This window comes from Ruegeria arenilitoris, assembly GCF_013035425.1.
In the GTDB taxonomy this organism is placed as follows: Bacteria; Pseudomonadota; Alphaproteobacteria; order Rhodobacterales; family Rhodobacteraceae; genus Ruegeria; species Ruegeria arenilitoris_A.
Genome location: NZ_WQHX01000002.1, coordinates 572210 through 585094, shown reverse-complemented (window position 1 = coordinate 585094; position 12885 = coordinate 572210). Strand labels below are relative to the sequence as shown.

11 protein-coding genes are annotated in these 12885 nt (G+C 50.7%); 7 read left to right on the top strand and 4 right to left on the bottom strand.

All coding sequences use genetic code 11. The features are described from left to right. Positions 1-12 precede the first annotated feature (12 nt). Both GOV45_RS08450 and GOV45_RS08445 read left to right on the top strand, forming a co-directional pair. Positions 13-1866: a caspase family protein gene (locus GOV45_RS08450; protein WP_170476367.1), complete on the top strand. Its 1854-nt coding sequence runs from the start codon at positions 13-15 to the stop codon at positions 1864-1866. A gap of 188 nt (positions 1867-2054) precedes the next feature. Continuing rightward, the gene (locus tag GOV45_RS08445; protein WP_170476365.1) at positions 2055-3728 is read left to right on the top strand and encodes a caspase family protein; all 1674 of its coding nucleotides are present in this window, start codon (positions 2055-2057) and stop codon (positions 3726-3728) included. Between the two features lie 55 nt (positions 3729-3783). On the opposite strand, the gene GOV45_RS08440 is transcribed toward GOV45_RS08445, so the two are convergent. Beyond that, positions 3784-4254: a c-type cytochrome gene (locus tag GOV45_RS08440; protein ID WP_254447960.1), complete on the bottom strand. Its 471-nt coding sequence runs from the start codon at positions 4252-4254 to the stop codon at positions 3784-3786. Positions 4255-4674: 420 nt separating this feature from the next. Between GOV45_RS08440 and GOV45_RS08435 the strand changes: the two genes are divergently transcribed. The 5 genes from GOV45_RS08435 to GOV45_RS08415 all read left to right on the top strand — a co-directional run bounded on the left by GOV45_RS08435 (position 4675) and on the right by GOV45_RS08415 (position 9513). Next, positions 4675-5562, top strand: coding sequence for an NAD-dependent epimerase/dehydratase family protein (locus tag GOV45_RS08435; RefSeq protein WP_170476361.1), 888 nt, complete (start codon positions 4675-4677; stop codon positions 5560-5562). Between the two features lie 237 nt (positions 5563-5799). Next, positions 5800-6909: an HlyD family secretion protein gene (locus tag GOV45_RS08430; RefSeq protein ID WP_170476359.1), complete on the top strand. Its 1110-nt coding sequence runs from the start codon at positions 5800-5802 to the stop codon at positions 6907-6909. Positions 6910-7199: 290 nt separating this feature from the next. Next, positions 7200-8102, top strand: coding sequence for a LysR family transcriptional regulator (locus GOV45_RS08425; protein ID WP_170476357.1), 903 nt, complete (start codon positions 7200-7202; stop codon positions 8100-8102). After that, positions 8099-8842: a sulfite exporter TauE/SafE family protein gene (locus tag GOV45_RS08420; RefSeq protein ID WP_170476355.1), complete on the top strand. Its 744-nt coding sequence runs from the start codon at positions 8099-8101 to the stop codon at positions 8840-8842. The genes GOV45_RS08425 and GOV45_RS08420 overlap by 4 nt, the downstream gene beginning before the upstream one ends. A gap of 44 nt (positions 8843-8886) precedes the next feature. After that, positions 8887-9513: a glutathione S-transferase family protein gene (locus tag GOV45_RS08415; protein WP_170476354.1), complete on the top strand. Its 627-nt coding sequence runs from the start codon at positions 8887-8889 to the stop codon at positions 9511-9513. Here GOV45_RS08415 and GOV45_RS08410 read toward each other — a convergent pair. From GOV45_RS08410 to GOV45_RS08400, 3 genes are read right to left on the bottom strand one after another with little or no spacing between them, the layout of a single operon-like run. After that, positions 9510-10175: a fumarate hydratase C-terminal domain-containing protein gene (locus tag GOV45_RS08410; RefSeq protein ID WP_170476352.1), complete on the bottom strand. Its 666-nt coding sequence runs from the start codon at positions 10173-10175 to the stop codon at positions 9510-9512. The two genes, GOV45_RS08415 and GOV45_RS08410, sit on opposite strands and share 4 nt — an antisense overlap. After that, positions 10172-11128 carry a fumarate hydratase gene (locus tag GOV45_RS08405; RefSeq protein ID WP_170476351.1) on the bottom strand — a complete coding sequence of 319 codons (957 nt, stop codon included), beginning with the start codon at positions 11126-11128 and terminating at the stop codon, positions 10172-10174. The genes GOV45_RS08410 and GOV45_RS08405 overlap by 4 nt, the downstream gene beginning before the upstream one ends. Continuing rightward, positions 11125-12885, bottom strand: coding sequence for an L-aspartate oxidase (locus GOV45_RS08400; protein WP_170476349.1), 1761 nt, complete (start codon positions 12883-12885; stop codon positions 11125-11127). Before GOV45_RS08400 ends, GOV45_RS08405 begins: the two co-directional genes overlap by 4 nt.

Genomic DNA, 12885 nt, shown 5'->3' with positions numbered 1-12885 from the left:
CGTTTGCTATGCATGCCGAAAGAGGATCAGAAGATGTCTCAGTGGGCGATTTTTTCAGCATTTTTTCCGCGACTCTTGTTATTTGCTCTGATCTGTTTTTTGGCAGCGTATGACAATGCGGCCGCCGAACCAGAGAAACGTGTGGCTCTTGTAATTGGAAACTCTGCCTATCAGCATGTTTCCAGCTTACCTAATCCATCCAACGACGCCGAGGACATTTCGAGATCTCTGGAGCGCATCGGGTTCCAAGTTACCAGGGGTCAGGACTTGGATTATAACGGAATGCGTATCGCATTGCGCGACTTTGCCGAGGTTGCAGCCAATGCCGATGTTGCACTTGTGTATTTCGCAGGGCATGGGATCGAAATTGAAAACACGAACTACCTGATACCCGTAAGCGCGACTCTGAAAAGCGACCGAGATGTCGAATTCGAAGCTATTCGTTTGGATGCGATCGTCGGATCGATTTCCGACACCGCAGGACTAAAAATTGTGCTTGTCGACGCCTGCCGCAACAACCCGTTTGTGGCACAGATGGCAAGGGCATCCTCCACTCGCTCCATTGGTCGCGGATTGGCGGCAGTGGAGCCGGGCGGTGTAATCGTCGGCTATGCCGCTCGGGGCGGTACGTTGGCTCAGGACGGCGATGGCCGGAATAGTCCGTACGCAAAAGCTATTTTGGAACACATCGAGCAACCCGGATTAGAGCTTGGCAAGATGTTTCGACGTGTCAGAGATCGTGTTTTCGAGCTGACTGATGGTTTTCAGGAACCTTTCATCTATGGGTCTCTTCCTGGTGAGGACATTTATCTGGTTCCCAAAAGTGAACCGGTCGCGATGCAGTTGCCGAGTAATCAAGTCTCTAACGCTCCGATCAGCGACGCAGCTCCGACGAAGACAGAAGACGTGATCGCTGCCGCCATGAAAACGAACACGATGCGCGGTTGGGACCTTATCCGCCAAAAATACCGATCCGTCCCGGTCTCGGAACCAGAAGTGTTGAAACGTATGACCGAGATCACTCCTGACTGGGCGAAAGAGAGAGGGCTGTTGCTTGCGCTTGAAGACACGCTAATACCGGGGCGCGAACGGAAAAAACAGTTGCAAGACAATCTCAATGATGCCGGGTTTGACGTTGGAGCCTCTGATGGTGCGCTGGGCCCTAAGTCGCGAACAGGGATAAAGGAACTTCAGGCGGCTCATGGCCTTGAGCAAACCGGATATGCCGACCCTGCGGTTCTTACAATTTTGGGTATGGGAACATTACAACAGGGTGAGGATAGCTTTATTAGTAACCCATTCGCAGTGCGTCAGAACGCCGAAGATTTGGATTTGCTCGGCGAGTCCGAAGAAATCACGCGAATTCTAAAGTGCTTAGGTCTGCGCCAAAGTATTTACGGCAAGTTTCGCGGCAATCTATATGTCGTAATGGTGTATTCGGGCAACCTATTTGGCGCGCGCAACGAAGCGCAAAAGTGTGGCGTAGACCTTGCATCAATAACGTCTGCCGAGGAGAACGCATTTATTGTGCGAATGATGGCCAACGATCCTTCGTTTTTTTCAGTAGGCTACGACAGTAAAACGAACGTCAGCTATAAGGCGGGGCCGTATTTCGGTTTCCGAAAGGATCCTAAAGAAGACAATGCCGTAATTGGTTGGAGATGGTACAGTGGTGAACCAGTGAAATACACGAACTGGTTGCCCTCAAAGCCTAACAGAACGCATGGCAATGGTAACAAGGCTTATGCGCAATTCCAGTACGAAGCACGCGGACGGCGTGACCTCAGTAACGTGGTGCCGACAAAATGGTTCGACGGATCAGGTGGTTACGTGCGTTCGGTTGTGCTGGAAGGCAGCCTGCAATGATGAACTGCATTATTAAAGGTTCTGCAATTTAGGTCGACTTCGGAGCATTGCAGAGTTTTAATCGCCAAGTTTGAAATCGTTCATCGACCTAACGCGCTTTTTCGCAAAGAACCCGATTTGTGTTATCCTGAACAAGAGACAATTTGGGTTTCCCCGGGGGTAAATTGGTTTTCAGTTCGTTCTGGCTTTTGCGTAGACTGATTTTAACTTTGGCTTTCTTAGCGGCGTGGTTTGCGTGTTCAGTAATTGCCGCAGCTGGAACCGAGCGAGTCGCGCTGGTCATCGGAAACGCCAAATATGATCATGTCGCAAATCTGCCGAATGCAGGTAATGACGCCGCAGACCTTGCCGATGCTCTTGCGAGGATTGGTTTCAAAGTTTGGGAAAGCCAGAATCTGGATTATCGGGGAATGCGCCTTGCGCTACGGGACTTTAGTAGAGACGCAAGAGATGCGGAAATGGCCGTTATTTATTTCGCCGGCCATGGAATAGAAATCGACAACAACAACTTCCTCATCCCTGTAAATTCTGAGCTGCGAAGCGATCAGGATGTCGAATTCGAAGCGATCAGATTGGACGCTGTCATCAGTTCTATTTCGACCGCCAAGGGGCTTAAACTTGTTCTGATTGACGCCTGTAGGAACAATCCATTCCTCGGTTCAATGCAAAGAGAGGCAGGAACAAGGTCCATTGGGCGGGGACTGGGCCAAATTGATCCAAGTGGTGTTTTGGTAAGCTATGCGGCGAAAGGGGGAACCTTGGCACTGGACGGCGAGGGACGTAACAGCCCTTATGCTACAGCATTGCTGAGACACATCGAGGAACCCGGATTGGAACTTGGCAAGATGTTTCGCAAGGTGCGGGACACTGTTTATCAACTGACGGATGGATATCAGGAACCATTCACTTACGGCTCTCTGCCCAGCGAAGACATTTTTCTTGTTCCGACCGCCGCAGAAGTGCGGCCTGACCAAAGCGTATCTGAGAGCCTCTCCAGTCAGATTTATTCGGACTTCGAGTTGGCGCGATCGGTTGCCACACTGGAAGCTATTGATGCATTTCTGAAGCGTTATGAAAATCAAAAAGAGCATTTTGCAGTAGCGCTTGCCCTTTCTATGAGGGATGACCTATCTGCAAAAGTTCAGCCCAAGACGTTTTCAGACGATGACGGAAATTCGCAAGAAATAGCTTTGGTGCCACCACCGACGGAGAAAGACAATGCCGAGCAAACTCGTAGCCTAATTCGTGATATTCAGACCGAGCTGAACCGCGTTGGATGCAGCGCTGGCGCAGCAGATGGTGTGGCGGGGCCTCGCACCAGATCGGCATTTTCGAGGTATCGCAGTGCGAGAAAGAATCTTGGGCTACGTGCCGATGGCTGGGAAACGCAGGAAACACTCTCAGCTCTCAGAAAGGAGAACGGGCGCGTTTGTGCGGAGGTTCCCACAGCGGTACCGAGGACCTTTGACGGAGATTATGTAATTTCGATTAGGCGTCGATGGGACGACGATTATTGGCAAACGACAAACCGCCCAGACTCGGCCTATTACCCCGGTAAAGTTGAACCGCTGGCCTCGATGAGGATTAATCGGAATGGAAACAGGTTGACTTTGGTTTCGGCTCAGGCGTTCACCGGAGGAGGGCCCTGGTTTAAGGACTTTAAAGGTTCATTTGACGATGACGGCCAATTGAACCTGCGTTTCACCCTCAGTTCGCATTTTGGCCCACCTGTGACGCCTTACAAAGTTCGAATTGATGTCAAACTACCCCAAGGCTTGGAGCCGGGTCGAAGGTTGGTCTACGAACCCCGCCGAATTGACGGTCAGTTCTTTCTGAATTTTTTAATCCGCCGAGCGAACTGACGCCTCTAAATATGTTCGCTGGCCGTTAGTTGCTGAGCGCTTGCCTGAGCGACCTTCAGGGTACGTAACTCTCGGGTTTTGGAGATTGGATGGCTTCCAAGTATTCAGTCAACGCTACAAGCTTGGCAGGAACTGACGTAACCAAACCGTTCCCAGTATCAAACTCTATAGTTGGACCTTCATTTAACTCAGTGATAACAGGCATATCATCGCGCGGGTTGGTGGTTTTCAAATAGCCGTCCAAAATTGACATTACCTCAAGCATTGGCCAAACACCGTTTCTGCGATCGGCTATTTTTTTCAAATCCAAGGGTTGGGTTTCTAGATCGGCGGCGTCAGGACCATTTCCGCCGGCATCAAGACCGTGGCATCTGGCACAGAAATCTATGTACAGGGTTTTGCCTTGAGTAGAATCTGTTTCTGCAAAAGACTGGGAGGCAATCAAGCACACGTATAGAACAACCGCGTTGCCAAATAATCTTAAAACGTCAGCCATTTGTGAAAAAATCTGACAGGTTCTTTTCATGTTTTGCACCAATCATTAGGCCGCTGCAGAATTGGTGATCTGCTTCGCGTTAACATCGCCAGCACAGAAGAGCCTGAATTGATATCCTGCTGATTGTGTCTTGGACCTTTAACAAAAGCCATTCTGTCATTCCGAAAAGTCTTTGGCTGCCGACTGTCAACAGCTCGATTTAAGCGATTTTACCACTTAACATTCACTTATTGGGGCTTTTATTCGCAAGTCGCCTTGATGTGGATCACATAACTCTCGCGCGACGCTAAAAACGGGTTCAGAGTGGTTTTTTCATCCAGGCTGTGATCATCTCTTTCGTCTGCAAATTTTCGCTATTCAGGTGGCTTTACCTTTTCAAGGGATTTATTGAATTAATAGTTGGGCGGACAAATCAGGTATTCCGCACAAGGCAAAGATATGGGGGCTCCAATGCGCATTTTATTTACCGGTGGATCGGGCAAAGCAGGGCGGCATGCTGTCGCCTATCTCGCTGCTCAGGGCCACCGTGTCGTAAACGTCGATAAAGTGCCCCTGAACCACCCGGGAGTCAGCGACCGTTTGGCCGACATCACCGACGCGGGCCAAGTGTACGACATTATGGGCGCCTATGCGGGATACGATGAGTTGGAAGCCGGTACAGGTGTTCCGTCGTACGATGCTGTCGTGCATTTCGCGGCGGTGCCCCGTCTACTGATGACGTCGGACAATGAATGCTATCGAGTAAACACGCTGAGTACTTACAATATGATAGATGCGGCGGTAAAATTTGGTGTCCGTAAGATCGTATTTGCCTCGTCGGAAACCACCTATGGCGTTTGTTTTGCTGACGGCGAACGCAAACCGGAATACTTGCCAGTCGACGAAGAACATCCGGTTGTTCCCGAAGACAGTTATGCAATGTCAAAGGTCGTTAACGAAGTAACAGCACGAAGTTTTCAGTGCCGTTCCGGATTTGATATATATGGGCTGCGGATAAACAACGTAATCGAGCCACACGAATACGAACGCGACTTTCCACATTATATTGCTAACCCAGAAGTGCGACGCAGGAACATTTTTGCCTATATCGACGCCCGCGACCTTGGTCACATGGTTGAGTGTTGCTTAAAGACTGATGGTCTGGGTTATCAAATATTCAATGTATCAAACGACGATCATTCAGTCGATGTTCCGACCAGTGACTTGATCGAATCCTTTTATAAAGATGTTCCGGTAAAACCGATGGGGTCTTCTGAGACTTTTTACTCAAATAAGAAGGCCAAGGATTTAGTCGGATTTGAACCAAAATACAGTTGGCGTCAGATATTGGGAAAATAGGTATTTCCGACCATCAATATTTTCGATTGTAATCGATTGGGCACAGACAGTTTTCTCAATCTGGCGTCCTTGTTCTCAATTCGCCATTTGGGGGCCTTTCGAAGGGCCAACGCAGGTTCATGAGAACTCCCTTGAAAAGTTTCCAATTTGCCGCGTGTTAATGCATAGTTCGAACTTATTAGCGGTTAAGGGTTCTTTCACCGCTCCAGGTTGAAGCAAATTTTGCGAGGTTGATCGATGCTGATAGTGCTTGGCCTCTATTTCGGTCTTATCTGGTTGCTATTTGCAAAACTGAAGCTCCTACCATGGAATGGTTTTTGGAAGTCCGTAGCCTACGGAGGTGCCGCAGTGATTGCGCTCGTTGTTGTTGGTGCCTTGAATCACACAACGCCAACGGGACCAGTTTCGGTGCAAGGCATCGAGACAAATATTGCTCCAAATGTTTCGGGCACAGTCATTGAAGTTGCAGTCGAAGCCAATCAATCTGTCAGCGAGGGTGATCTTCTATTCAAAATTGATCCTGAAATTTTTGCCGCCGAAGTGTCGCGACTTGAGGCATCACTTGAAACTGCAAAGTCTTCGGCGGACAAGTTGATAACAGATCTTGCTGCGGCAGAAGCGGAAATCGATTCACTCAATGTGCAGCTTCTTTTCGGAGAGCAAAGGCGTGATGACATAATAGAATTGGAGGAAAGAGGCGCTTCGACGACCTTTCAACTTCAAGAAGCCGTTGCCACCATTGACCAGCTTTCCGCCGGCATTCGTGCTGCGGAAGCTCGTAAAGCGGGACTGGAACGCCGGATTTCCGCAACGATCGACGGACGGGACGCTGAAGTCGTTGAAGCGGAAAAGGCGCTGGAGCAGGCCAAATGGAACCTTGAACAGACAGAAGTCCGTGCGCCTGGCGACGGTCTTGTCAGCGCGGTTACTTTGCGCCCCGGAAATCGCGCGACGACGCTTCAGGCAGCTATAACATTTATTGACCCGGCTGAATTTGCCCTTGTCGCTTCGCTACCACAGTCAAGCTTGGGCAATGTTGATGTCGGCGATGAAATCCGTCTTGCGCTGCGTACTCAGCCGGGGTCTGAATTGGTCGGCACGATTACAGCAATGCCAGTTGGTTTCTCAGAGGGGACGATCGACTTGCGGACTGGCCTGCCGTCGATCCGGGAACTTGCCGGAATTTCCAGCTATCCTGTGTTGGTTGAATTGCCCGATAACGTTACGCCGAAAGCATTGCCTTTTGGAACGTCTGGTACGGCACTTGTGATGACTGAAAAGGCCGGTGCAATTGGTATTCTTGCCGAGATACTCTTCTGGGTCACAAAGAAACTGAATTACTTGTGATACCTCAGTCGACTGGGAGTGCGAGGCTCTATTCGCACCCAAGATACTCTTTTTTGTCGCAAACCCTAACCTTTAGTTCGACCGCCATAGGTTCGAACGTTCAAGCAAGGCTCGCTGTAAATTGGACGCTTCTTAGTGGCCTAGTCCTGAAAAGTTGGGAATTTAAGCCGAACATAACCCGTACTGGTGGTTTTAAATTTTTACCAATGGCTTCGTTTGTAAGCATTCATTAACATTTGTCTTAATCAAGAATCTTTATAGACAGTTTTCCTTAAACTTAGGCGCGAAAAATGACTATCCGAAGGCTTCGTACATTGGTCGCAATTGCAGAAGCGGAAACGTTTAGCGCAGCCGCAGACATTGTGCACGTGACGCATGCAGCTGTTAGTCAGCAAATGCAGGCCTTGGAATCTGATCTTGGGGTCGAGCTGTTCAACCGGGATACCAGAACACCGCAATTAACCCCAATTGCCCGTCAGATTGTTGTTAAGGCTCGAAACTTAATATCTGACTATGACAACTTGGTGCCTTCTGTATTAAATGACGGCGGATTGAGTGGCACCATTTCTTTGGGGGTACTTCGCACCACTTTGACTGGTTTAACACCAAGGGCAATGGCGGAGCTTAAGTCAAACTACCCGTATATTGGCTTGCATATTCGCCCCGGGCTGACCAGTTCGTTGCTTGCCGAGGTTGAACGTGGAAATCTTGATGCTGCGATCACGTCCAAGCCGCATCTGTTGCCAGCAGGCGTTGTTTTTCGCGAGTTAGCCCGTGAACCGATGCAGCTGATAGCTGCAATAGAAGAGCCAATCGAAGATCCTGTAGAGCTGTTGAAAATACGCCCCTTTATCCGCTTTGACCGCACCGCAGTTGTCGGAACGCTTATCGAAAACTGGATTATGGCGCATCGCATTCAAGTCAATGAGACCATGGAATTGGATAGCCCAGAAGCAATTTCCAGCATGGTTCACGCAAACCTTGGCGTTTCGATCGTCCCGGATCTTGCTGTCAAGCCGCAGGACGCGGTTCCCGTAAAACGTTTGAATCTTGGTTCAGATGCTCCCTTCAGAACTCTCGGTTTTGTGCATCAGGAAAACCAGCTAAAGATGCAGGCGCTTGATGAACTTTTTCGGGCGCTGACAAAGGTCATTAGCATAGCTTCACGAAACAAACCGATCGAGAACTTATGAGTGCAGAATTTGTCGTCTACCTTCTGATGGGTGCTTTTGCAGGCGGGTTTATCAACGGATTATCAGGTTCTGGCACTGCCCTCTTCGCGCTAGGGTTTTACTTAATGGTTCTCGACCCGATTAGGGCCGTTGCTATCGTTGCATTGATGTCGGTTTTGGCTGGTTTGCAGGGTCTTTGGATCGTTCGCGACGAAATTTTTGCCCAACCGCGAAGGCTGTTCCGGTTTTTGGTGCCGGGGCTTTTGGGTGTACCACTCGGCCTTTCATTGCTTGTGGTTATCGATGCTGGGGCATTGCGGATCGCAATCGCGGTAATGCTTATTCTTTATGGCGGCTATTTTGGGTTCCGCGCGTCTTTACCAGCTTTCACGCGTACGACACCGTGGATCGACTCGCTTATAGGGCTTGTCGGCGGAGTGCTTGGCGGCGCCGCGTCAGTCTCGGGTGCTTTTCCGGCAATGTGGCTATCCCTGCGACCTTGGACCAAGGCAGAAACACGCGCGGTTTTACAACCTTATAACGTGGCTATTTTGACCACGACCGTCAGTCTTCTTTTTTTCAGAGGTGCCTATGACGACATCGCTTTAACGGCGTTACTAATAACGGTTCCCTGTGGGTTGATAGCGGCCCAGATTGGCATCGCAGTATTTCACCAGCTAAGCGATACTGGTTTTCGGCGGCTGCTAATTATTCTTACACTACTGATGGGATTGGGAATTTTAGCGAGCGAGATCTTATAGCCCTGCCATTGGCGGTTATTCCTTTTATTAAAGAGGGGCAGAAGATGTTGAAGTTTTATTATTCAAAAGGTTCGTCTGCGCTGGCTGCCCATATTTTGCTAGAGGAAGTCAGAGCGAATTATCAAGCGGTCGAGATTTCAATTTCCGACGGAGAGCATCTTTCTGAACCGTTCCTTAAGCTCAACCAAAAAGGTCGCCTACCAGTTTTGGAAACCTCCAAAGGAATTGTCACTGAAAATCCAGCCATTCTCGAATACATAGCGGCAAATCATCGGGACTTTGGTTTTCTGCCGGACGGCGCTTTTGTGCAAGCACAAGCCAGATCACTGTGCGCGTATTTATGCTCAACGGTGCATGTTGCTTTCGCTCATCACAAAAGAGGGAAAAGGTGGGCGGACCAACAAAGCTCAATTCGGGATATGAAAGACAAAGCACCCCAAAACTTACGTGAATGCGCGGAGTTTTTGGAGGCGACATTGCCGTTGTCACCGTGGGCATTGGGATCACGATATAGTTTCTGCGACCCTTATTTGTTCTTACTTCAGGGTTGGCTTCGCGGGGTTCATGAATCGTCGGTCGGTTTACGCCGCCTTCAGGCGCACGCGAAAGAAATGTGTGCAAGGTCAGCGACGCAAAAGGTTCTTACCGAGCACGAAATCGAAGGTTTCTAAATCACCTCGTCTGTCCGGTCGTCACTCTCGCCATAGCGCTTTAGAACGGCGGGCTTGGTGCCTTCGTAAACGCGCGCCACGTTTTCAGCGATCTTAGCGTTCTCCCTTTCAAACAAGCATTCCCCGTTGAGGTTAGAGGCGACAATGAAAGGACCCATTTTGTTGCATTTGATTACCCACATTGCTTGGGCAAGTCCAAGTTCTTCGTTCCAATGCACGGCCTCTACATTCTCGACTCCTCGACCCAACAATGCGCCAGTACCGTAACCGACTGTGGAAAGATAAACCGCGCCGTTCGGTACGAAGTAATCTTTATAATCCCTTGAGGTCATGCCGCCTTTGCCGACAATTAACTTTGCTCCGGTTTTCGCCATCCACTCTGGCAGCCATTTGGCAAAGCGGAATGAAGCAGTTGCTGTCACGGCCCCCATATCGAAAGAACCGTCTGCATTAATTCTGGCGGCCGGTGAACAATGGAAATTTGCTGCCGACTGGCTGGGCAACTCCATAGGGATGTTGGCCTTTTCTTCCAGCGCGCGCATGTAAACGCCTTCGCGAGCGGTATACATCAGGCCGTCCAGATATACGACGTCGCCTAATTGCAGTCCTGCGATAGTTTCGGGGGTCGGGGTGGTTGATAGGTGGATTTCTCGTGGGCTCATTCTGCGGCCTCATGCATTGGTTCCCAATCGATCGTTTCCCGACGCTGATAATCTGTGAACCAGTCGGGATCCGTTCGATGTTCCACGCGCCCATCTGCGTAAACACGTGCAACTGCGCGACGGGATGACAAGCAAAAGGCATGCACGGACATTGGCATGCCGCCCGTGTGGCAGTACCCGACCTCGATATTACAATCTATCACCATGTTTTTTCCGACAAAGCCCATCGCACCCATACCAATGGAATTGCCTAAGTGCTTGAACTCGTCCTCCATCTTGGCGATTTCTGGGTCGGAGTTTCGCGATCCGACGACGCGCAGTGTCGAGGCGCGCTTGCCCAAAGTCATGCAAATATCTTTTGAACCGCCCAGTCCGATTCCAATGATCGCCGGCTGGCAAGCCAGTCCACGCTTACCGAATGCCATCAGACTATCGAGATAGAAACGTTTGATCCCCTGAATGCCGTCAGATGGAAATAGCATCCTGTAATCCGTTCCAAAAAGGCCACCTTTGTGCACGGTGATCAGGTCGATCCAATCCCCCCCCGGTTCAAAACCATATTCGATTTCGGGAGCACCGATACCGACGTTGTTATCGTGATCTGTTCGCCAAAGAGGGTGGACACGATTAGGCCTAAGAGGAACGCCATTCGTCGCGTTGGCCGTCGCGCGGCGGAGCGCAGTTTCAAGCGCAACCATTCCCCCCTCGACCCGGGCCTCATTGCCTAACTTTACAAACCAGCGTGGAACGCCGGTATCACCGCACATCGCACGGCGGTCTTCTTTTGCTGCCTCATAGTTGTCGAGCATGGCCTTTAATACGAAGGATGACAGATCGCCGTCCTCTGTCCTCGCGGCCTCTTGCAGTCCGTCAAGATAATCTTGCGGAATCTCAATCGCGGCCTTGTCCATAAGGGTTTCCGCGGTTTCTTGGATAAGCTTTATCGGTATCATTGCGTCGCCACCAAGGTTTCGGGTGCATCTGCAGGCAAAACTGTCTCACCCGGTTTTACTATAGTAAATTCAACGGGTTCACGCATCACAGCGACGTTTCCGTTTTGCATCTGTGCAACAGTGAACTCACTGTCCTCCATCGCGCCGGGCTCAGGAAAGTCTTCCCTGTAGTGAGCGCCTCTGGAATTTTGGCGGGCAAGGCCGGCTTTGGTTATAACCTCAGATATATCACACAAGGATCGAAGGTTTAGCCAATCGTGCCAAGTTAAGTTAAACGCCAGATTACTTCCGTCTACCCCGATGGTCATCAACTCTGTTGAAACTTCTGCAATTCCTCCCAACCCTTGCTTCATCCCGGCTTCGGTACGCATCACACCCACATTGTCCCACATGCAATCTTGCAGTTTACGGCGCAATGGCATGATCAGATCAGGTTTCTGACCGAGGGGATAAACCGCACGCTCCAATTCCGCGGCGAGGACATCATTATCAGGATCGCGAAAATAAACGTGTTTCTTTACATCCACACCCATAGTGTCGCCAGCTATGCCGCCATAAACCGTTGAGTTGGCAACTCCGTTACCACCCAGACGGTTTGAACCATGCGCTCCGCCTGCGTCTTCACCAGCTACGTAAAGCCCCTCCATTGCGGTGCGCGTGTCAACGTCGACCACGACACCACCCATGAAGTAATGCGCTGTCGGCACGACTTCGACCTTTCCTGCCGCCAGATCAAAACCACTGTCGGCACAGCGCTTGACCATCCCTTTGAATTTCTGGCGCACGTTCTCGGGGCCAAGGTGCGACATGGAAATAAATACGCCTTCTTGGTCCGGGTTATTGTTCTTGCGCATCTCAGCATAAATGCCGCGGCTTACAATATCGCGGGTCGCACGTTCGCCATTGGCATCGTAGTCAAACATGAACCGCTGACCCGCATGGTTGACCAATTGACCGCCAGCACCTCGCAAGCCTTCTTCAAGAACGGTACCGGTCATTCGCGTGTGATCGCCGGCCAACAGGCCCGTCGGGTGAAACTGCACCATTTCCATATCCCGAAGTTTGAGGCCTGCGCGTAACGCCATGGCCAACCCGTCCATCGTTTTGTCACCAGACGGCGTATGGTACTTGTACATTGTCGGCCCGCCGCCTGTAGCCATCAAGACAGTCTTGGCGCGCACGAAACGAAATGCGCCAGTGCGCATATCGATCATTAGAACACCTGCAAGTGCCGCACCGTCTTTCGTTGGTATCAGCCCAACGGCGCGGTGCTCCTGCAGTTTTTCTACGCCGGAAGCGAGAACTTTTTCCATCAACCGATTAATGATCTCGATGCCGGTCAGATCCCCCTTGTGAACGGTGCGATCCGCTGTTTGTCCAGCGAAAGCCTTTTGGTGCAACGAGCCGTCTGCGTTGCGGTCAAAGAAACAGCCAACCTCGTTTTCCAGCTCCCTTATTCGCACAACGGCCTGCTCGCACAACCGCCAAGCCATGTCTTGATTGGGCAACCATTTGCCGCCGTTGATTGTATCCATAAAGTGACGCTCGACCGTGTCGCCGCCGCCCAAGGCAACGTTGTAACCGCCCTGTACCATCCTTGTGCAACCGCACTTGCCGATTAACCCCTTGACAGCGATGGTTATTTTCGTGGCCTCGGGCGCGGTTTGCTTTGCGTGCAACGCAGCAAAGAGGCCCGCGCCGCCGGTGCCAAGGATCAGTATATCTGTGTCGTGTCTTTCGATTTCGGAAACACGCAT